Source organism: Frondihabitans peucedani (assembly GCF_039537585.1).
Lineage (GTDB): Bacteria > Actinomycetota > Actinomycetes > Actinomycetales > Microbacteriaceae > Frondihabitans > Frondihabitans peucedani.
Genome location: NZ_BAABAU010000001.1, coordinates 141536 through 161917, shown reverse-complemented (window position 1 = coordinate 161917; position 20382 = coordinate 141536). Strand labels below are relative to the sequence as shown.

Below are 20382 nucleotides of genomic sequence, written 5' to 3'. Positions count from 1 at the left end.
GAACGGAACACGAATGAAGACACGCACCATCGGCGACGTCACGGTCTCTGCCATCGGCCTGGGCGCCATGCCCATGTCGATCGAGGGCCGGCCCGACCGCCAGCGGTCGATCGCCACCATCCACGCCGCCCTCGAGGCCGGCATCACCCTCATCGACACGGCCGACGCCTACAGCCTCTCGGGCAAGCTCGAGGACGAGGGCCACAACGAGACGCTGATCGCGGAGGCCCTGTCGGCCTGGCACGGCGACACGGACGGCATCCTGGTCGCCACCAAGGGCGGTCACACCCGCGTCCACAACAAGGACGGCGGCTGGGACCAGGACGGCCGGCCGGAGCACCTCAAGGAGGCCGCCAAGGCCTCCGCGAAGCGGCTCGGCGTCGAGGCCATCGGCCTCTACCAGTTCCACCGGCCCGACCCGAGCGTGCCCTACGCCGACTCGATCGGGGCGCTCGTCGAGCTGCTCGACGAGGGCGTCATCCGGATGGCCGGCATCTCGAACGCGTCGATCGCGCAGATCACCGAGGCGAACGAGGTCCTCGACGGCCGTCTCGTGAGCGTGCAGAACCAGTTCTCGCCGGCGTTCCTGTCGTCGACCGAGGAGCTCGAGTTCTGCGACGCGAACAGCATCGCGTTCCTGCCGTGGAGCCCGCTCGGCGGAATCACGAACGCGGGCGACCTCGGCGCGAACCACGCGGTCTTCGCCGAGATCGCGAACGCCCGGAGGCTGTCGCCCCAGGTCGTCTGCCTCGCCTGGGAGCTCGCGAAGTCGTCGACGGTCATCCCGATCCCGGGCTCGTCGCGCCCGCAGTCGATCATGGACTCCGCCACCGCGGCGTCGATCAAGCTGAGCGACGACGAGTTCGCCCGCCTCGAGGCGGCGACCACGCAGGACGCCTAGCCCGCGGCACACAGACGAAGCCGCCGCGGTCCCTCGAGGGGTCCGCGGCGGCTTCGTCGTGTCGGGGGGCCGGCGTCCTACGCCAGGCGGTCGGCTCGCAGCTCGGCGCGACGGGGCGAGGCGAGGACGCGCTGCAGGATCAGGGCCGTCACCGCCGACGCCACGACGAACGCCGCGTACACGGTCAGCACGAGCGTGAGCCCCGCGGTCGGCACGAAGACCCCGGCCACGACGGTCGGCACGCCGAAGGCGAGGTAGCTGGCCACGTACACGCTCGACAGGAGGCCTGCGCGCTCGTCGGCCGGCGCCGTCGCGAGGAGGAGACGGAGACCGGCCTGGAACCCGGCGCCGAAGCCCACGCCGGCGACGACCGAGGAGACGATCAGGAGCGGCAGCGAGTCGGTCCAGAGGGCCGCGACCGTGCCGATCGGGCCGACGATCAGGGCGACCACGCCGACGAGCATGCTCCGCCGGGCGTCCCGCTTCTGGATGACGATGCCGGTGGCGGCGCCGGTGCCGGCGAAGAGGAAGATCATGGCGCCGGCGGCGAGCGGCGAGTGGATGCCGAACGCGGCCGACAGGACGCTGCCGCTGAAGGCGAGGTACATGCCGCCGAGGGCCCAGCTGGCGATCATGCAGCCGATCACGCCCGCGAAGAGCGCCTTGGACGCCTGCGGGATCCGGATCACCGGGGTCAGCGACCGGAGCGCTCCCGGCCGGGGATCGATCCGCTCGCGCGTCAGGGCGACTCCGACGCCCGCGACGACCATGAGACCCGCCAGGACGAAGAACACCGTCTGCTCCGGCCCCGCGACGAACTGCACGAGCAGGCCGGAGCCGAGGGCTCCGACACTCAGCGCGATCGGCGGGACGACCCCGTTCAGGAACGGGGCGATCGGACGCCGGGCGGGCTGGTGGTCGATCATCGCCGCGCCCAGGGCGCCGGTGGCGAGCCCGATGGCGAGGCCCTGCACGACCCGCGCCACGATGAGCATCATGGGCGCCGACGCGAACGCGAACACGAGCATCGAGGTGATCGACACGGCGAGGGCCACCAGGACGACGGGGCGCCTGCCGATGAAGTCGGAGATCGCGCCCGCGGTGAGCAGGGTGACCAGCAGGCCGAGCACGTAGACGGCGAAGACGACCGTGAGGAACAGCGGCGAGAAGCCCCACTCCGCCTGGTACACGGGGTAGAGCGGCGACGGGGCGGCGCCCGAGGCCACCATCACGAGGAGGGTGCCGGCGTAGACCAGCATCGAGGAGCTGCCGGCGCGCGCTCGCGCCTGAGAGACGACAGGGGTGGGGATCGTTGCGGTGGTCACCGTGAGTACGACGCCCGGCGGCGTCTCAGCATTCCCGCGGGGGGCGCGCCGGTCGTCACGCCTCCGGCAGCGGGTACCGCCAGGACGACCTCTCCGCCCCGCCGCGGGCGCTCGCCCAGGTCACGGTGATGGTCGAGTCGGTGGTGGTCGGCAGGATCGCGGCGCGGAACATCACCGAGGCCTGGTGCGGGAGCTCCGTGCCCGGCTCGACCCCGTGCGGGCCGTCGAGCGAGGGGGCGCCGCCGACCCACAGGTCGAAGGCCGGCGCCGTGCCGGTGTTCGTGAGGCGGTACTCGGAGCCGCCGACGCGTTCGAGGCGCCAGGCCGGGGCGGCGGGGAGGCCGGGCGACTCGAACCGGGCGGGGTCGCCTGCGGATCGCGGGGCGGCGCCGGATCCTGCGCCCGCCGCCTGTGCCCCGGCGACACTCGCCCGCGTCGCCGCCGCGAGCCGCTCGACGCCGTCGGCGATGCGGGTGAGGTCGTCGATCGTCAGTGCTGCCGCCGCCGACGCGCGCTGGGCGGCCGCCTGCGCGGCCCGGTTCGACTCCTCGGCCTGCCGCGCCGCATCGGCCGACGCCTGCTGCTGGAGCTTCTGGCCGCGCCTCGAGAACTCGAACGACACGGCGAGGCCGACGAGGGCGATGAGGGTGGCGACCACCTGGATGACGTTCGCGAACGTGTCGGAGCTCATGGCGTGATCCTGCCATCGACCACCGACCCCGGCACGGGCACGGGCACGGGCACGGGCACGGGCACGGGCACGGTGCCGGGCTTGTAGCGTGGACGCATGGACATCGTCGAGACCCTGACCTGCCGCTTCACCCTGTCGGCTGCCACGCCGATCGACCTGCCGGGCGTCGTCGGCGGCTGGGCCTCCGGTCTCGCGATGCACAAGACGTTCACCAGCGGGCTGTCCGGCCAGAGCGACCTCATCTTCTTGACCAGCGGCGAGGAGGAGACCGGCCGCGGGTACGTCGCGGTCGAGCGCATCGACGGCACCCTCGACGACGGCCGGTCTGGCGCCTTCACCGTGCACCACGGGGCGATGCAGACCCCGGACGACTCCGGGCAGTTCGGCAACATCGTGCCCGGCAGCGGCACCGGCGACTTCGCCCGGTTCGCCGGCAGCGCGTCGATCCAGCACGACGACGACGGGCCGTTCTTCGTCCTGAGCCTCATCGCGAGCTGAGGACCGCCGCCGAACGGCCGGAATCCGCCCTGCCGAGACGAGCGGAGGGCGGATTCTGGCCGTTCGGGTGAGAGCGCCGGCCTAGGCCTCGCGACGGGCAGGCATCTGCGTCTTCGAGGGGTCGGTCTCGGCGAGGCCGGCGAAGATCTGCTCGATCCGGCCGACGACGTCGGCGTCGAGCTTCACGCCCGACGCGACGGCGTTCGACTCGACCTGCTCGGGGCGCGACGCCCCGATGATGGCCGAGGCGACGTTGTCGTTGTTCAGCACCCAGGCGAGCGAGAGCTGCGCCTGCGTGAGGCCGAGATCCTGCGCGATCGGCTCCAGCTGGGCGACGGCGTCGAGCACGTCGTCCTTCATCCAGCGCGAGATCATGCCGGCGCCGCCCTTGTCGTCGGTGGCGCGCGATCCTGCCGGGAGCTCCTGGCCCTTCTTGTACTTGCCGGTCAGGACGCCCTGGGCAACGGGCGACCAGACGATCTGCGAGATGCCGAGCTCCTTCGAGGCCGGGACGACCTCCTCCTCGATGACCCTCCAGAGCAGCGAGTACTCGGGCTGGTTCGAGATGAGCTGGATGCCGAGCTCCTTCGCGAGGGCGGCACCGTCGCGGAGCTGCTGCGCGTTCCACTCGGAGACGCCGATGTAGAGCACCTTGCCCTGGCGCACCAGGTCGGCGAAGGTCTGCATCGTCTCCTCGAGAGGGGTCTCGACGTCGTAGCGGTGCGCCTGGTAGAGGTCGACGTAGTCGGTCTGGAGGCGCTTCAGCGACCCGTTGATCGACTCGGTGATGTGCTTGCGGCTGAGGCCGGTGTCGTTGTGACCCTTGGGGCCGGTCGGGCCGTAGACCTTGGTGAAGATCTCGAGCGACTCGCGGCGCTCGCCCTTCAGCGCCTCGCCGAGGACGACCTCGGCCTGCGTGTTGGCGTACACGTCGGCGGTGTCGAACGTCGAGATGCCGACGTCGAGGGCCTTCCGGACGCACGCGGTCGCCGTGTCGTTCTCGACCTGCGAGCCGTGGGTCAGCCAGTTGCCGTAGGTGAGCTCCGAGATCTTGAGACCGGAGTTGCCGAGATACCTGAATTCCATCGAAGATGCTCCCTGTCGTGGCGCGCGTCGGTGCGTCGCCGGGGTGAACGGTACACCCGGCGTGAACGTTCACGCGCTTCCCCAGACGAGGCGAGGGGCGCAGGATCGCGGCCGCGCGGCCGACGTCAGCTGCCGAGCCCGGCCACGAGGTTGATCAGCGTCGCCAGGATCACCGTGCCGAACAGGTACGACAGCAGGCAGTGCCGCGTCACGAGGTGCCGGATGGTCCGGTTCGAGATCGTCGTGTCGCTCACCTGATAGGTCATGCCGAGGTCGAACGCGAGATAGGCGAAGTCGCGGTAGTCGGGCGGCTCGGGCTGGTTGAAGTCGATCCCGCCCTCCTCGCCGGCGTAGTACTGCACCGCGTAGCGCAGCATGAAGAGGGTGTGGATCAAGAACCACGACAGCACGACGCTCACCACGGCCAGGATCGCCAGCGCGTCGGCCCTCGCCCCTGAGGCGTGACCGGCCTCGATCACGGTGAAGCCGACGATGCCGAGGCTTCCGACGCAGGCGAGGACGAGCAGGATCTGCGACACGCTGCGGTCGGGGTCTTCTGCGCGGGCGTGCTGCCTCGCCTGCTCGCCGTCGAAGCGGAACACGATGGCGTACACCCAGATCAGGTAGACGAGGCACGCGGCGATCCAGCCGATGACGAGCGAGCTCCCCGCGAGGCCGAGGAGCGCGGCGGCGACGCCGACCACGATCCCGACCGCGAACATGACGACGACGCGGGTCGTGGAGGCGCCTCTCGTGGCGTCGACGCTGAGGGGCTGCATGCCCTGATCGTGGCTGGCGGGAGGCCGACTCGGGCGCCGCGACACGCTCTGTGGGCGCGAATCGGCGGGTTCGAGGAGAGGGAGCCCCGTGTCAGGCACCCGCAGCGGCCTGCTAGAGGCGGAAGGTCTGCCTCGGGATCCGGTCGACGAGGTCGCGGGCGGTCCGGTGCGCGTCCTCCTCCGAGAGCTGGTGCGTGACGACGAGCGACGCGAGGTAGCCGGCGTCGACCCGCCTCGACATGTCGTGCCTCGCCGGGATCGAGCAGAACGCCCGGGTGTCGTCGATGAACCCCGAGGTCTTCGTGAAGCCGACGGAGTCGGTGACGGCCTCCCGGTAGCGGCGGATCGCGGCCGGGGTGTCGATGAACCACCACGGGGCTCCGGCGTACACCGACGGGTAGAAGCCGGCCAGAGGGGCGATCTCGCGGGTGAACGCGGTCTCGTCGACGGTGAAGAGCACCAGCCGGAACCGCGGGTGCGTGCCGAAGCGCTCGAGGATCGGCCGGAGCGGCTCCGTGTACGTCGAGCCCGTCAGCGGCAGGTCGTGCCCGGTGTCGGGTCCGAAGCGCTCGAGGGTCGGCCGGTGGTGGTTCCGCAGGATGCCCGGGTGCAGCTGCATGACGAGGCCGTCGTCCGCCGCCATCGCCGCGCTCTCGAACAGCATGGTGTGCCGGTACGCGGCCGCGTCGGCGCCCGACACCGGGCCGCGGAGGGCCGCCGCGTGGATGCGCTCGGCGTCCGCCCTCTCGAGCGGCTCCGATCCTGCATCGGGGACTCCGGTGTCGGACGCCGTCGCGCCGTGGCGGACGAAGTGCTCCCGGCGGGCTCGGAGGGCCTCGAGGAGCCCCGCGTGCGTCGTCGTGTCGATGCCCGACACCTCGGCGAGCCGCGCCAGCGAGTCGCGCCACTCGGGCCTCGCGGGGTCGAAGTAGCTGTCGGCGCGGAAGGTCGGCAGCACCCGGCCGGCGAACGCGGGGTCGTCGCGGAGCGCCGCGTGGGCTCTCAGGTCGGACGCGGGGTCGTCGGTCGTCGCGAGCACCTCGATGCGGAACCGCTCGAACAGCGCGCGGGGCCTCATCGCCTCGGAAGCCAGCGCCTCGGCGAGGTGGTCGTACTGCTCGTCGGCGTTGGCGGGCGACGGCTGCTCGGTGAGCCCGAAGACGTCGTGGAGCTCGGTCTCGAACCAGTAGCGGACGGGGGTGCCGAGGAAGACGTCCCAGTGGGTCGCGAGCGCCCGCCAGATCTCGCGGCCGTCCGCGACGCCGCCACGCCCGTCGCGCGGCACGACGCCGAGCTGCTCGAGCGGGACGCCCGAGGCGTGCAGGAGCCGCAGCACGTAGTGGTCGGGGGTGATCAGGAGGGCCGCAGGATCGCCGAACGGCCGGTCGTCCACGAGCAGACCGGCGTCGACGTGCCCGTGCGGCGACAGGATCGGCGCCTCCCGCACGCTCTCGTACAGGGAGCGGGCGATGTCGCGCGTCGCCGGATCGGCGGGCAGGAGGCGGTCGGGGTGCGGGGAGAGGGACGTCATCGTCGGGCCTTTCGTTCGGGGACCGGTCCGGTCGTCGACCGGACCGTGAGGGTGGTCGGGAGGAGCACCGACTGGCGCTGGGCGGCATCCGGCGACCCCGCCTCGATCCTGGCCAGGAGCATCGACACGGCCACGCGGCCGGCGCGCTCGATGGGGGCGTGCAGCGTGGTGAGCGGCGGGTTGCAGAAGTCGGCGCCGAAGATGTCGTCGCAGCCGACGATGCTGAGGTCGCCGGGAACATCGACGCCGCGCTCCCGGAGGCGGGCGAGCATGCCGATGGCGATGAGGTCGTTGAAGACGATGAACGCGGTCGCGTCGGTGGTGACGGCCACGTCGGCGGCGACGACGCCGGCCGCGGTGGTCGGGGCGAACGGGCCGATCCTGCGGAGGGCCACCCCGAGGCGGTCGGCGGCGCGCTCGAGCGACTTCCAGCGGCGCTCGTTCGACCAGGACGACACCGGGCCGGAGACGTAGACCACGTCGCGGTGCCCGAGTGAGTGGAGGTGCTCGAGGGCCTGCTGCACACCGCCCGGGGTGTCGATCAGGACGTTCGCGACGCCCTCGGGCCGACGGTTGATCGCGACGAGCGGGGTGTTCCTGGCGTACATGGCCAGGTCGGCGTCGGGGAGCCGGGAGGCGGTGACGACGGCCCCGACGGCGCTGGCGCCGAGCGAGTCGAGGGTCGCCGCCTCGAGCTCGCCCGACTCCTCGGTGTCGACGAGGATCTGCCGGTAGCCCGCGGCCTTCAGCTGCTGCTGCGCGCCCCGGATGATGCCGAAGAAGAAGGGGTTCGTGATGTCGGCGACGAGGACGGCGACCGCTCTCGTCCGGGTGCCCGGCCCGGACGACGCGCCGCGCGGCGACACGTAGCCGATCTCCTCGGCGGCCTTCTCGATGCGGGCCCGGGTGAGGGCGTTCACGCGGTCGGGCGTCGTCAGAGCCCTCGACACGGTCGACGGGGCGACGCCGCTGAGGGCTGCCACATCGGTGATCGTCGCGGCCTTGCGACGCGGGGCGGTGTCGGTCATCGGTCCCTCCTCCGGCACGAAATTACGGGTTTGGCAAATTAGCGGCAAATAATTGCCGCTAATTTGCCACGCTCCTAGTCTCGTGCCAGTTCACCGTTTCGAGGAGGAAACAGATGAAGAAGCGCACTCTGGCAGGGGCCGTCGCAGGCCTCGCCGCCGTGGCACTCGTGCTCACGGGCTGTTCCGCGTCGGGTGGTTCCACCACCGGCGCCGACGGGAAGATCGACGGATCCGGCAAGACGCTCAACGTCCTGACCGGCGTCGACACCCTCTACCCCACCGAGCAGAAGCAGTGGCAGCAGGATCAGGCAGCGGCCTTCAAGAAGAGCACCGGTGCCACCTTGAAGTACGACACCTACGCCTCGGCCAACGAGGAGCTCACCCGGATCCAGACCTCGGTCGTCTCCGGGCAGGGCCCCGACGTCTACTCGATCGGCACCACCTTCACGCCGACGGCCTACTCGACCGGCGCGTTCGTGAAGCTCGGCGACAAGCAGTGGGGCCAGGTGGGCGGGCGCGACCGGTTCGTCCCGGCGAGCCTCGGCATCTCGGGCCCCTCGAAGAGCGACGAGATCGGCGTCCCGTTCGCGAGCCGCCCCTTCGTGATGGCCTACAACGAGGATCTGCTGAAGGCGGCCGGGATCACGAAGCCGGCGACCTCCTGGGACGAGTTCGCCCAGCAGGCGAAGACCCTCACCAAGAACGGCGTCTACGGCGTCTCGACCGGCTACGCCGACGGCTTCGACGTCTGGAAGTTCGTCTGGGCGATGTCGAACCAGGCCGGCAACCCGCTGGTCGACGGCAAGAAGGCGGACATCGACAGCCCCGAGATGAAGGCCGCGTACAAGGCGTACTTCGGCTGGGTGACGACCGACGGCGTCGTCGATCCTGCGGCCGTCGGGTGGAACAACGCGCAGGCGCTCGCCGCCTTCGCCGCCGGCAAGGCCGCCTACTTCCCGATGACGACCGCGACCTCGAAGAACACGCTCGACAAGTCGCCGGTCGCGGGCAAGTACGCCTACGCCCTCATGCCGACCGTGCCGCCGGGCGAGACCTCGAGGCCGAGCGACGGGAAGGACGCCGCGTCGATCCTCTCCGGCGACAACCTCGTCGTTGCGAACTACTCGAAGAACCAGGACCTCGCCTTCGCCTACATCAAGCAGGTCACCGGCCAGCAGGAGCAGGAGGACTTCTACACGACCTTCGGTCAGCTGCCGACCAACGCGGCAGCGGCGACGGCCCTCGAGAAGGACGACTCGTCGCTCCAGCCGATCGTCGAGGCCGCGAAGAAGTCGGTCGCGACCCCGTTCTCCGGGGCCTGGGGCGACGTGCAGCTCGCCATCACCGACATCACGGTGCAGAGCATCCCGTCGCTCAAGTCCGGCTCGATCTCGTCGTCCGAGATCGACAAGCGGCTCGCGACCGCGCAGAAGGCGGCCTCGTCCGCTCTCTCCCGGGCGAAGTAGGCGACGGCCGTGACGACACCGTCGACCACCGAGCGCCCGGTCGCCCGGGCGGGAGGCACCGCCCCCGCCCCGGGCCGCACGCCGAGGCCCGCGAGGCGCCGCAGCCTCGACACCCGCGGACGCCCGCTGTGGATGCTGCTCCCGGGCGGGATCCTGATGGCGATCGTGATCGTCGTCCCGCTGATCCTCGGCGTCGTGATCTCGCTCCTCGACCTCGACCAGTACACGCTGCGGTCGTGGCTGCAGGCGCCGTTCGTCGGGCTCGGCAACTTCGTCGAGGCGCTCACCCAGTCGCCGCTGCTCCGCTCCATCGGGATCAGCGCGAGCTTCGCCCTCATCGTGACGGCGGTGACCCTGCCGATCGGCGTCGTCGCCGCGCTCGCGACGCAGAACGCGTTCCGGGGGCGGGCCGTCGTCCGCTCGATCTTCCTGATCCCCTACGTGCTCCCGGCGTTCGTCGTCGCGACCGTGTGGCGGACGATCCTGCAGCCCTCGGGCATCGGCAACCACTTCCTGTCGTTCTTCGGGATCGATGGCGGGCTCTGGCTGAACGGGCCGAAGAGCTACTGGGCGCTGGTGTTCGTGGCGATCTGGTCGTCGTGGCCGTTCATCTACCTGCTGGCGCTGTCGGGCCTGCAGAGCGTCGACACGGAGGTCCACGAGGCCGCCGCCCTCGACGGCGCGCTCTGGTGGGCGAAGCTCCGGTACGTGATCTTCCCCTACCTGCGCGGGCCGATCTCGCTGGCCGTGATCATCGCGATCCTGCACAACATCAACAACTTCACCCTGCCGTTCGTGCTGTTCGGCATCCCGACGCCCGACGCGGTGCAGGTGATGCCGGTGCTGACCTACATCGCCAGCTTCCAGAGCTTCCGCTTCGGGCTGAGCGCCGCGATGGCGATCTGCTCGCTGGTGATCGTCGCGATCCCGCTGTTCATCTACCTGAAGGCCGTGCGTCTCGACTCCGGTGAAGACCGGGTCGTCCGCGGCGTCCGCGAGACGGGAGTCGCCCGATGACCGTCATCACGCCGAAGGGGCGCGGGGCCGACGTCACGAGGCTCCTCCCCCGGCCGCTGCTGATCGTGATCCTGGCCGTGCTGATGGTCTTCGTCCTGGTCCCGGTCGTCTACATCCTGTTCGCCTCGGTCAACTCCGACATCGCCGTGGCCAACGGCGCGTTCCTGCCGACCGAGTTCACGCTGGCGAACTACTCGCGGATCTGGACGACCGTCGCCCTCGGCACCGGCCTCGCCAACAGCGTCCTGGTCGCAGGGTCGGTCGCCCTCGTCTGCGCGTTCCTGGCCGTCGCGACCGCCTACGTGCTCGTCCGCTACCGCTTCCGCGGCCGTCTCACGTTCCTGCGCGGCCTGCTCGCCCTGCAGTCGATCCCCGGCACGCTGCTCCTGCTGCCGGTGTTCGTCCTGTTCTCGAGCGCCGCCACGTACACGGGCGTGCAGATCATCGGCACGAGGTGGGGCCTGTTCATCACCTACCTCACCTTCGCGCTCCCGTTCTCGACCTGGGTGATGGTGACCTACCTCCGCGGCCTGCCCCGCGAGCTCGAGGAGGCCGCCAGGATCGACGGCGCCTCGTCGTGGCGGATCCTCACCCGCATCGTCGTCCCGCTGTCGTGGCCCGGCATCGTCGTCTCGGGGATCTTCGCGTTCCTCCTCGGCTGGAACGACGTGCTCTTCGCCTCGATCATGACCAACCCGGACAGCCGGACAGCCGCGGTCGCCCTGCAGGTCTTCGGGGCGACGCAGGAGGGCGGCGCGCTCCCCGTCTACGGGCAGATGATGGCCGCCGCGCTCGTCTGCGCGCTGCCCGTCGTGGTCCTCTACCTCATCTTCCAGCGCTACCTCGTCGGTGGCCTCACAGCAGGAGGCGTCAAATGACGAAGCCCAGCAGTCCCCCGCTCACCTGGACCCTCTCGGGGTTCGGCGACGAGATCGACGACGACCCCGACGTGCAGGCGGCCGTCCTGAACGCGCTCGGCGCCCGCCACATCGAGGTGCGCGCCGCCTGGGGCACCAACATCGTCGACCTGACGGACGACCGGCTGGCCGCTCTGAAGGGCGTCCTCGACCGGCGCTCCACCGGCGTCTCGGCCATCGCCTCGCCGATCGGCAAGGTGCCCGTGGCGCTCCCGGTCGAGCACGAGGTCGAGCGCCTCGGCCGCGCGATCCGGGCCGCTCACGCGCTGGAGGCGCGGTACATCCGGCTGTTCTCGTTCTATCCGGCCGAGGGGCAGGACCCCGACGACATCCGCGACGACGTGCTGGTGCGGATGCGCGCCCTGGCCGACGTCGCCGAGAGGGAGGGCGTGATCCTGCTGCACGAGAACGAGAAGGAGATCTTCGGCGACATCCCGAGGCGGGTGCTCGACCTCGTGGAGGCGGTCGGCTCGCCGGCACTCCGCCTCGCCTGGGACAACGCCAACTTCGTGCAGTGCGGGGTCCGGCCGTTCACCGAGGCCTGGCCGCTGCTCCACGAGCACGTCGAGTACCTGCAGGTCAAGGACGCCGTCGCATCGACCGGCGAGGTGGTGCCCGCAGGATCGGGCGACGGGGAGCTCCTCGAGACCGTCACCGCCCTCCGCGACACCGGCTACGACGGCTTCGCCTCGCTCGAGCCGCACCTCGCCGACACGAACGCGCTCGGCGGCTTCTCGGGACCCAGCGAATTCGGGCGCGCCGCCCGCGCCCTCAGAACCCTCACCGACCGGATCGGAGTCCAGCTCTCATGACCACCGCCTCCCCCCTCACAGCAGCCGTCGTCGGCTGCGGCGTCATCGGACGCCACCACGCCCGCGTGCTCGTCGGCCACCCCGGCTTCCGGGTCACCGCCGCCGTCGACGCCGTCCTGCCCGCGGCCACCGCCCTGGCCGACGAGGTCGCCGCCTCCACCGGCGAGCGCCCCGTCGTCTCGGAGACCCTCGACAAGGCGCTCGATCAGGCCGACGTCGACGTCGTCGTGGTCTGCTCCCCCAGCGGGCTGCACGTCGAGCTCGCCGAGACCGCTCTCGCGCGGGGCCGGCACGTCGTCATCGAGAAGCCGCTCGACGTCAGCATCGCCAGTGCGCGCAGGATCGCCGACCTCGCGTCCGACGCGCGGGCGCAGGGACTCTGCGTCACGGTGATCAGCCAGCACCGTTTCGATCCTGCGAACCGGGTCGTGGCCCAGGCGGCGCACGACGGCCGTTTCGGCCGCGTCTCGTCGGGCCTCGCCTCGGTCGCGTGGTGGCGGAGCCAGGGCTACTACGACTCCGGTGACTGGCGCGGCACCTGGGCGCTCGACGGCGGCGGCGCCGTGATGAACCAGGGCGTGCACACGGTCGACCTGCTGGTGTGGATGCTGGGGCGACCCGTCGAGGTGAGTGCCCAGACCGGGCTCCTCGCGCACGAGCGAATCGAGGTGGAGGACGTCGCGGTCGCGACCGTCCGGTTCGAGTCGGGTGCTCTCGCGGTCGTCCACGCGACGACGGCCGCGTACCCGGGGCTGACCACCCGCATCCAGGTGCACGGCGACGCGGGCTCGGGTGTCGTCACCGACGACCGGCTGGAGTACTTCCACGTGGCGGCCCCGGGTGCCGGGACCGGCCTCCAGGAAGCGCTCGACACGGCGAACCAGGCGGAGGGTCTCGTCGAGGCCGACCAGCTCGTGGGCGGGCCGCCCGAGGAGCAGCACTTCCTCCGCGGGCACGCGCGGCAGTACGACGACATCCTGCGGGCGATCCGGACGGGCGAGGCGCCCGGCGTCACGGTCGACGACGCGCTGCTGTCTCTGGCGACCGTCAAGGCGATCTACGTCTCGGCGACGCTCGGGCGGCCGGTCGCCGTCGACGACGTGCTGACCGGCGTGCTCGACGACCAGGACGTGACCGTGGGGGTGCGCTCGTGAGGTTCTCCGTCTTCACGGCGTCGACCCCCGACTGGACGCCCGACGTCGTCGCGAGGAAGCTCGCCGAGCAGGGCTGGGACGGCGTCGAGTGGCGCGTCGTCGACCAGCAGGAGTCGGAGACGCCCGGCTTCTGGTCCGGCAACCGGGCGACCTGGCCGCTCACCGGGCTCGAAGAGGCGGTGCCCGAGATCCGCAGGATCACCCAGGAGGCCGGGCTCGGGTTCTCTGGGCTCGGCGGCTACGCGGGCGCGTGGCTGCACGACGACGTCGACCGTGTGCTCGCCGCGACCGCCGCGCTCGGTGCGGGTCAGGTGCGGGTCACCATGCCGCGGACGGACACGGGCGTCCCCTACCCGGAGGTCTTCGCCCGCACGCGCACCGACCTCGAGTGGGTCGTGTCGCGCGCCGGGGAGCACGGCGTCAAGGCACTCGTCGAGCTGCACCACGAGACGATCACCCCGTCGGCCTCGGCGGCCCGGCGGCTCCTCGAAGGACTCGACCCCCGGCACGTCGGCGTCATCCACGACCTCGGCAACCTCGTCATCGAGGGGCGGGAGAACCACCGGGCCTCGTTCGAGCTGCTCGGCGAGTACCTCGCGCACGTGCACGTCAAGAACGCGCGCTGGGTCGCCGACGGCGAGCGATCCGCCGACGGGTCGCTGACCTGGCGGCACGAGTGGGCGCCGCTGCGCGACGGGCAGGCCGATGTGGGGCGCTACCTCACCGACCTCCGCGATCACGGGTACGACGGATGGGTGACCATCGAGGACTTCTCCACCGACCTGCCGCTCGAGGAGCGCCTCCGCGACGACCTCGCCTACCTGCGGGCGCTCGTCGGGGCGCATGTCTGAGGCGGAGGCGGGCTCGGGCCGGGTTGCGGGCGGGGCTTCGCGCCCGGTCGGCCTCGGGGCCCTGTCTGCTGAGCAGCGCGCGGTGCGCGACGCTCGGGAGCGCAGGATCGTGCACCTCGGGCTCGGCGCGTTCCACCGGTCGCACCAGGCGTGGTTCACTCAGCACGTCGCCGAAGGGTCGGGCGGCTCCGGGTCCAGCTCCGGGTCTGCCTCCGGGTCTGCCCCGTGGGGCATCGTCGCCTTCACCGGCCGGCGCCCCGACCAGGCCGACCTGCTGTCCCGGCAGGACGCCGTCTACACGCTCCTCACCCGCGCCGCCGACGGCGCCACCGCCGAGCTCGTCGACGCGATCGTCGAAGCGCACGACGGCGCCGACGCCCCTCGCTGGCGAGCCGCCCTGGCCGACCCTCAGACCGCCGTCGTCACGCTCACCGTCACGGAGGCCGCCTACCACCGCGCCCCCGACGGACGCATCGACCTCGACGACCCCGACGTCGCGGCCGACGCCGAGCTGCTCCGGCGCGGAGCACCCGAGGCCTGCACGACCGCGCCCGGGCGTCTGGTCGACGGGCTCCGGGCGCGCCGCGACCGAGGATCGGGCCCCGTCGCGGTGGTGTGCTGCGACAACCTGACCGACAACGGCAGGATGACGCGTGACATGGTGCTCTCGCTCGCCGACGAGGTCGATGCGGGCCTCGGCGCGTGGATTTTGCGCGAGGTCTCGTTCGTCGCGTCCATGGTCGACAGGATCACGCCCGCCACCACCGACGGCGACCGTGCCGACGCCCTCGCGCTCACCGGCCTCGACGACCCGGCCGTCGTCGTCGCCGAGCCGTTCGCGGAGTGGGTGCTGTCGGGACGCTTCCCCGCCGGGCGCCCCGCCTGGGAGACCGCGGGCGCCCGCTTCGTCGACGACCTCGAGCCGTACGAGCAGCGGAAGCTCTGGCTGCTGAACGCAGGACACTCGCTGCTCGCGTACCTCGGTCTGCACCTCGGGCACCAGACGGTCGACGAGGCCGTCGGCGATCCCCGCTGCGTCGAGCCTCTCGAGCAGCTCTGGGACGAGGCCGCCGCCGAGCTGCCGCTCCCGGCCGACGAGATCGCTGCCGCGCGGGCGGCTCTCGGCGAGCGCTTCGGCAACCCGCGGATCCGGCACCGCCTGCAGCAGATCGCCTCGGACGGGTCGGTGAAGCTGCCGATCCGGGTCGTGGATCCGCTGCGGCGGCGGCTCGCGCGGGCCGACGGCGCTCGTGCAGGCGCAGGCGGTGTCGCAGGATCGGGCATCGGCCCGGGCGCAGCCACGCTGCTCGCCGCCTGGTGGCTGCACGTCACCGGCGACCCGTCGCTCGTGGCCGACCCGCGCTCGGGCGACTTCTCCGCCGATCTCGGTGCCCGCGACATCCTGCGGCTCGTCGCACCCGACCTCGCAGGCGACGACCGCCTCGTCACCGCGGTCGAGGAGGCGCGGGCGCGGATCCTGCGCCTGTCGCCCGCCGACCCTGCCACCTCTTCTCCATCCGCCTCCTCCCCCCTCGACACCGGAGTCCCCGCATGATCATCGACAAGGCCGAAGTGGTCGTCACCAGCCCCGACCGCAACTTCGTCACCCTCAAGCTCACCACCGACGACGGGCTCACCGGGCTCGGCGACGCGACCCTCAACGGGCGGGAGCTCGCCGTCGTCGCCTACCTCACCGAGCACGTGGTCCCCCTCCTCATCGGCAAGGACGCCCACCGCATCGAGGACATGTGGCAGTTCCTGTACCGGTCGGCGTACTGGCGGCGCGGTCCGGTGACGATGGCGGCCATCGCCGCGGTCGACGTCGCGCTCTGGGACATCAAGGCCAAGGCCGCCGGCATGCCGCTCTACCAGCTGCTCGGCGGAGCGTCTCGGACGGGGCTCCTCACCTACGGGCACGCGTCGGGCAAAGACCTGCCCGAGCTGTTCGACTCGATCCGCTCCCACCAGGAGCAGGGCTACAAGGCGATCCGGGTGCAGACCGGCGTGCCGGGCCTCAAGTCGATCTACGGCATCGCGTCGAACGCGACCTTCGAGGCGAACAAGGGCGTGCGCTACGACCACGAGCCCGCCCAGCGCGGAGCCCTGCCGAACGAGGAGGACTGGGACACCCGCTCCTACCTCCGCCACGTGCCCACCGTCTTCGAGGCGGTGCGGAACGAGTTCGGCCCCGAGATCCCGCTGCTGCACGACGGCCACCACCGGATGACGCCGATCCAGGCCGCCACCCTCGGCAAGTCGCTCGAGCCGTACGACCTCTTCTGGCTGGAGGACGTCACGCCCGCGGAGAACCCGGAGGCGCTGCGCCTCGTCCGGCAGCACACCACGACGCCGCTGGCCATCGGCGAGATCTTCAACACGGTATGGGACTACCAGCTGATCATCCGCGAGCAGCTGATCGACTACGTCCGGAGCGCGGTCACGCACACCGGCGGGATCACGCACCTGAAGCGGGTCCTGGAGTACGCGGCGCAGTACCAGATCAAGTCGGGCATGCACGGACCGACCGACATCTCGCCGGTCGGGATGGCCGCCGCGATGCACCTCGGGCTGTCGATCCACAACTTCGGGATCCAGGAGTACATGAAGCACGGGGCGGCGACCGACCGCGTGTTCCAGCAGACCTTCACGTTCGAGGACGGCATGCTGCACCCCGGCGACGAGCCGGGCATCGGCGTGACCCTCGACGTCGACGAGGCCGGCTGGTACCCCTACGAGAAGGCGTACCTGCCGTACAACCGCCTCGCCGACGGGACTGTGCACGACTGGTAGCTCGCGTGCGCGCCTGCGCCTCCGCGCGCTCGCGCCGCGCGCGGGGCGCCGAGATCGCACTAGTCGTCGCCTCCGGGCGCTCCGACGCGACGGCGAGTGCGATCTCGCGAAGTCGCGCCGCGCTCGGCAGCAGCGACGGAACGCGCACGCTCGAGACGAGTGAGGAACGACTGCGCGTGGACGGTCAGATCGTCCGCCACCACTCGGAGGGTGCGCCATCCCTCGGCGGCGAAGCGCTCGCGACGACGGATGTCGGAGCGCCAGGTGCCGACGTCGGTGCGATGGTGGTCGCCCTCGTACTCGATGCCGATGCGCAGCTCGGGGTAGCTGAGGTCAGGACGACCGATGCTGCGGCCGCGTGAGTCGAGCACCGGCACGTTCAGCGCCGGCTCCGGATGACCCGCTCGGACGATCAGGAGACGGAGACGCGTCTCCTGCGGCGACTCCGATCCCTCCCGGATGAGACGGAGCGCTTCCCGGAGGACTCCGGCCCGTCGGCGTCCTGCCCGCAGCCGGACCAGCGCGGCGAGGTCGGCGACCGAACCAGGACGGTTCCGAGCGATGACGGCGTCGCCCAGGACGATCAGGTCGTCGAGGGCGAGGAGAGTCGCGCTCTCGGCCCAGCAGGCCGCCGGCGTCGAGGCGCGGACGGGCCCGGCCGAGTCGACCTGGGCGAGATCCTGCGCGATCCGGTGACCCGTGACGCCCGCGCGACGCATGACCGAGCCGTCGCCCACGGTGCTCACGTGCAGGGTCTCCTGCTCGCGCGTCGGGACGGGCAGCCCGTGGAGGCGCGCCGCCGTCGTATGACTGATGAACTGCGACGGGCCGAGGACCAGGCGGAGGATCGCGGGTGTGAGCGCCGTGTCAGGCGGCGCTCGGACGCCGCGGGTGGGCGCGCAGAGATCCAGGCGTCTGAGCCGCTCGCTCCCTGTCAGCGGGAGCGCCTCGCGCACGAGGAAGGGGCGCGCTGCGAGGTCGGGAGGAAGAGCTGCTGGCTTCATACGAGCATCCTGCGGACTCTCACCGGCACGCCGGAGCTCCTCTCCACAACCGTGCACTCTCTGTCCACAGCGCCCGAGTGGCGAGATCGCAGCAGGTGTCGCTTCTGGCCCCCGGCAGACGACGTCTTCTGCGATCTCGGCGCGGCCTGCAAGAGAGCTCCGAGCAACCTGGTGTTGGCTGAGGGCACGCATCACCGAAGGAGACCAGATGTCCACGTCCACGCCCCGCTCCCCCTACGACGAGATCCAGGAGGTGCCGTCGTTCGAACTGACCTCGACCGACGTCGCCGACGGTCAGACGCTCGCCCAGCCGCACGTCAGCGGCATCTTCGGCGCCGGAGGGGAGGATGTCAGCCCCCAGCTGTCGTGGTCGGGCTTCCCCGAGGGGACGAAGAGCTTCGTCGTCACCGTTTACGACCCCGACGCCCCGACCGGCGCCGGCTTCTGGCACTGGGCCGTGGCAAACATCCCCGCGTCGGTCACCTCGCTCGACTCCGGAGCGGGCGACGCCGAGGGCTCAGGGCTCCCCGACGGCGCCGTGCAGCTGAAGAACGACGGCGGCCTCGCCCACTACCTCGGCGCGGCCCCGCCCTCGGGCCACGGCACGCACCACTACTTCATCGGCGTCCACGCGCTCGACGTCGACCACCTCGACGTCGACGCGTCGGCGTCGCCTGCGTTCCTCGGGTTCAACATGTTCGGCCACACCCTGGCTCGCGCCGTCATCACGCCGGTCTACCAGGTCGACTGACGACCAGACCGCATCACGCAGGACCAGCCGGCTCCCGTCCACCGAGGACGGGGGCCGGCTGTCCGTCGGCCTCCCAGCTGGCCAGGATCGGCAGCGTCCGCGCCGTCTCCGAGCCGGCCTCGACCGTGTAGACCACCAGCCGCTGCTCGGGGTCGGCGGGTCCGGTGACGATCTCGATGCCGAACTCCAGGTCGCCGAGCGCAGGATGCCGGATCCGCTTCGCCACCGAGGCGTAGTCCCGGACCCCCTGGTCGTCCCACCACCGGGCCACGTCGTCGTCCGCGGCGCTCACCTCGGCGACCAGCCTGCGGAGCCGCGCGTCGCCCGGATGCCGCCCCGATTCGCGGCGAAGCGCTCCCACCGACGCCTGTGCGAAGACCTCCCAGTTGACGATGCGCTCCCGGGCGACCGGGTCGAGGAACAGCCAGCCGAGGAACGACGACCCGGCAGAGAGCGTCGTGCCGAGCACCGCTCCGACCAGCGGGTTGACCGCCAGGACGTCGCCTCGCCGGCCGAGCAGGAGGACCGGCAGGTGGCCGAGGGCGTCCATCACGCGGAGGAGTCCCGGATCGGCCCGCTGCGCGGCCTCGTGGCCGTCGGCGCGCCGCACTCCGCGGCTCTCGACGGGATCGGCCAGGTCGTGCAGGTGCGCGCGCTCCACGTCGTCGAGCCGGAGGGCGCGGGCGAGGGCGTCGAGGACCTCCCGGGAGACGGTGGCCTGCCTGCCCTGCTCCACCCGGCTGTAGTAGTCGGGGCTGAGGCCTGCCGCCACGGCGAGCTCCTCCTTGCGGAGGCCGGGGACGCGCCTGGCTCCGGGGAAGGGCTCGATGCCGGCGCTGGCCGGGCTGATCGCGTCGCGCCGAGAACGGAGGAACGCCCCGAGTGCCCGCCGATCCTGCGTCATGCCCCCATGCTAGGAGCGCCAGGCCGGGTCAGCCTGGTCACGCCGTGCCCAGGTCGATCCTGCTCTGGTCCGATCGACCGGGCGCTGGTCGACTCGGGTCATGACGAATTCGAACGACCTCTCCCTCACCGGCCGGACCGCCCTGGTCACCGGCTCCACCAGCGGCATCGGCCGCGCCATCGCCCTCACCCTCGCCGGAGCCGGCGCCACCGTCGCCGTGTCCGGCCGCGACGCCGAGCGCGGGCAGGCCGTGGTCGACGCGATCGCCGCGGCGGGCGGCCGCGCCGTCTTCGTGGCGTCCGACCTCGACGCCGACCCCGCAGCCCTCCGCGCCTTCGCAACCGAAGCGGCCTCGGCCCTCGGCGGCACGCCCGACATCCTCGTGAACAACGCCGGCGTCTACCCGGCGACGGCGACGGCGGACCTGTCCGACGAGGACCTCGACCTGATGCTGCGGGTCAACATCCGCGCCCCGCACGTGATCGTCGGCGAGATCGCCCCGAGGATGGCCGAGCGGGGATCGGGCGCGATCGTCGGCATCGGCTCGTGGATGTCGCGCACCGGCGTGGGCTTCGCGGCCCTCTACTCCGCGACGAAGGCCGCCGACGAGCAGCTCACGCGCACCTGGGCGTCCGAGTTCGGGCCGCGCGGCGTGCGCGTCAACACGGTCGCGCCGGGTGCGACGCTGACGCCGGGCAACGAGGCCGCACGGGACGTCCTCGACCAGATGACGGCCGGAACGCCGCTCGGCAGCGTCGTCCTCCCCCAGGACATCGCCGACGCCGTCCTCTTCCTGGTCTCCGACCGGGCGCGAGCGATCCACGGGACCACGCTCGACGTCGACGGGGGCATCTCAGCCACGCGTCAGAACTGAGCG

20 protein-coding genes are annotated in these 20382 nt (G+C 71.7%); 12 read left to right on the top strand and 8 right to left on the bottom strand.

All coding sequences use genetic code 11. The features are described from left to right. The first annotated feature begins 13 nt into the window (after window positions 1–13). The gene (locus ABD733_RS00740; protein ID WP_344793133.1) at window positions 14–901 is read left to right on the top strand and encodes an aldo/keto reductase; all 888 of its coding nucleotides are present in this window, start codon (window positions 14–16) and stop codon (window positions 899–901) included. 77 nt (window positions 902–978) lie between these two features. Here ABD733_RS00740 and ABD733_RS00735 read toward each other — a convergent pair whose 3' ends face one another. Beyond that, entirely contained in the window at window positions 979–2226 is a 1248-nt protein-coding gene (locus ABD733_RS00735; RefSeq protein WP_344793132.1) for an MFS transporter, read from the bottom strand. Window positions 2227–2281: 55 nt separating this feature from the next. After that, window positions 2282–2917 carry a hypothetical protein gene (locus ABD733_RS00730; protein ID WP_344793131.1) on the bottom strand — a complete coding sequence of 212 codons (636 nt, stop codon included), beginning with the start codon at window positions 2915–2917 and terminating at the stop codon, window positions 2282–2284. Window positions 2918–3013: 96 nt separating this feature from the next. Between ABD733_RS00730 and ABD733_RS00725 the strand changes: the two genes are divergently transcribed. Further along, window positions 3014–3415 carry a DUF3224 domain-containing protein gene (locus tag ABD733_RS00725; RefSeq protein WP_344793130.1) on the top strand — a complete coding sequence of 134 codons (402 nt, stop codon included), beginning with the start codon at window positions 3014–3016 and terminating at the stop codon, window positions 3413–3415. Window positions 3416–3496: 81 nt separating this feature from the next. Here ABD733_RS00725 and ABD733_RS00720 read toward each other — a convergent pair whose 3' ends face one another. From ABD733_RS00720 to ABD733_RS00705, 4 genes are all read right to left on the bottom strand, one after another. After that, complete coding sequence (locus ABD733_RS00720; protein ID WP_344793129.1) at window positions 3497–4501, bottom strand: aldo/keto reductase family protein; 1005 nt, start codon at window positions 4499–4501, stop codon at window positions 3497–3499. A gap of 125 nt (window positions 4502–4626) precedes the next feature. Further along, the gene (locus ABD733_RS00715; RefSeq protein WP_344793128.1) at window positions 4627–5280 is read right to left on the bottom strand and encodes a DUF1345 domain-containing protein; all 654 of its coding nucleotides are present in this window, start codon (window positions 5278–5280) and stop codon (window positions 4627–4629) included. Between the two features lie 112 nt (window positions 5281–5392). Continuing rightward, complete coding sequence (gene uxaC, locus ABD733_RS00710; RefSeq protein ID WP_344793127.1) at window positions 5393–6811, bottom strand: glucuronate isomerase; 1419 nt, start codon at window positions 6809–6811, stop codon at window positions 5393–5395. Further along, window positions 6808–7839: a LacI family DNA-binding transcriptional regulator gene (locus tag ABD733_RS00705; RefSeq protein WP_344793126.1), complete on the bottom strand. Its 1032-nt coding sequence runs from the start codon at window positions 7837–7839 to the stop codon at window positions 6808–6810. The genes uxaC and ABD733_RS00705 overlap by 4 nt, the downstream gene beginning before the upstream one ends. Window positions 7840–7952: 113 nt before the next feature. Between ABD733_RS00705 and ABD733_RS00700 the strand changes: the two genes are divergently transcribed. The 8 genes from ABD733_RS00700 to manD all read left to right on the top strand — a co-directional run bounded on the left by ABD733_RS00700 (window position 7953) and on the right by manD (window position 16846). Beyond that, on the top strand, window positions 7953–9305 hold the full coding sequence (locus ABD733_RS00700; protein ID WP_344793125.1) for an ABC transporter substrate-binding protein: 1353 nt from the start codon (window positions 7953–7955) through the stop codon (window positions 9303–9305). Between the two features lie 9 nt (window positions 9306–9314). Further along, a complete protein-coding gene (locus ABD733_RS00695; RefSeq protein WP_344793124.1) occupies window positions 9315–10322 on the top strand; it encodes a carbohydrate ABC transporter permease in 1008 nt (335 codons plus the stop codon). After that, window positions 10319–11200 carry a carbohydrate ABC transporter permease gene (locus tag ABD733_RS00690; RefSeq protein WP_344793123.1) on the top strand — a complete coding sequence of 294 codons (882 nt, stop codon included), beginning with the start codon at window positions 10319–10321 and terminating at the stop codon, window positions 11198–11200. Before ABD733_RS00695 ends, ABD733_RS00690 begins: the two co-directional genes overlap by 4 nt. Next, window positions 11197–12051 (top strand): sugar phosphate isomerase/epimerase family protein, encoded by an 855-nt coding sequence (locus ABD733_RS00685; RefSeq protein ID WP_344793122.1) that lies wholly within the window; start codon window positions 11197–11199, stop codon window positions 12049–12051. Before ABD733_RS00690 ends, ABD733_RS00685 begins: the two co-directional genes overlap by 4 nt. After that, a complete protein-coding gene (locus ABD733_RS00680) occupies window positions 12048–13205 on the top strand; it encodes a Gfo/Idh/MocA family protein (protein ID WP_344793121.1) in 1158 nt (385 codons plus the stop codon). The genes ABD733_RS00685 and ABD733_RS00680 overlap by 4 nt, the downstream gene beginning before the upstream one ends. After that, window positions 13202–14056, top strand: a complete 855-nt coding sequence (locus ABD733_RS00675) for a sugar phosphate isomerase/epimerase family protein (protein WP_344793120.1) — start codon at window positions 13202–13204, stop codon at window positions 14054–14056. Before ABD733_RS00680 ends, ABD733_RS00675 begins: the two co-directional genes overlap by 4 nt. Window positions 14057–14138: 82 nt before the next feature. After that, entirely contained in the window at window positions 14139–15611 is a 1473-nt protein-coding gene (locus ABD733_RS00670; protein ID WP_344793119.1) for a mannitol dehydrogenase family protein, read from the top strand. Beyond that, a complete protein-coding gene (manD, locus tag ABD733_RS00665; RefSeq protein ID WP_344793118.1) occupies window positions 15608–16846 on the top strand; it encodes a D-mannonate dehydratase ManD in 1239 nt (412 codons plus the stop codon). Before ABD733_RS00670 ends, manD begins: the two co-directional genes overlap by 4 nt. A 59-nt stretch (window positions 16847–16905) precedes the next feature. Here manD and ABD733_RS00660 read toward each other — a convergent pair whose 3' ends face one another. After that, window positions 16906–17850 (bottom strand): hypothetical protein, encoded by a 945-nt coding sequence (locus ABD733_RS00660; RefSeq protein ID WP_344793117.1) that lies wholly within the window; start codon window positions 17848–17850, stop codon window positions 16906–16908. Between the two features lie 208 nt (window positions 17851–18058). On the opposite strand from ABD733_RS00660, the gene ABD733_RS00655 reads away from it, so the two are divergent. Next, window positions 18059–18601, top strand: a complete 543-nt coding sequence (locus ABD733_RS00655) for a YbhB/YbcL family Raf kinase inhibitor-like protein (protein ID WP_344793116.1) — start codon at window positions 18059–18061, stop codon at window positions 18599–18601. Window positions 18602–18614: 13 nt separating this feature from the next. On the opposite strand, the gene ABD733_RS00650 is transcribed toward ABD733_RS00655, so the two are convergent. Next, window positions 18615–19505, bottom strand: a complete 891-nt coding sequence (locus tag ABD733_RS00650; RefSeq protein ID WP_344793115.1) for a helix-turn-helix transcriptional regulator — start codon at window positions 19503–19505, stop codon at window positions 18615–18617. A 100-nt stretch (window positions 19506–19605) separates the two neighbouring features. Here ABD733_RS00650 and ABD733_RS00645 point away from each other — a divergent pair, with 100 nt between their 5' ends. Next, a complete protein-coding gene (locus ABD733_RS00645) occupies window positions 19606–20379 on the top strand; it encodes an SDR family NAD(P)-dependent oxidoreductase (RefSeq protein ID WP_344793114.1) in 774 nt (257 codons plus the stop codon). The last annotated feature ends 3 nt before the right edge of the window (window positions 20380–20382 follow it).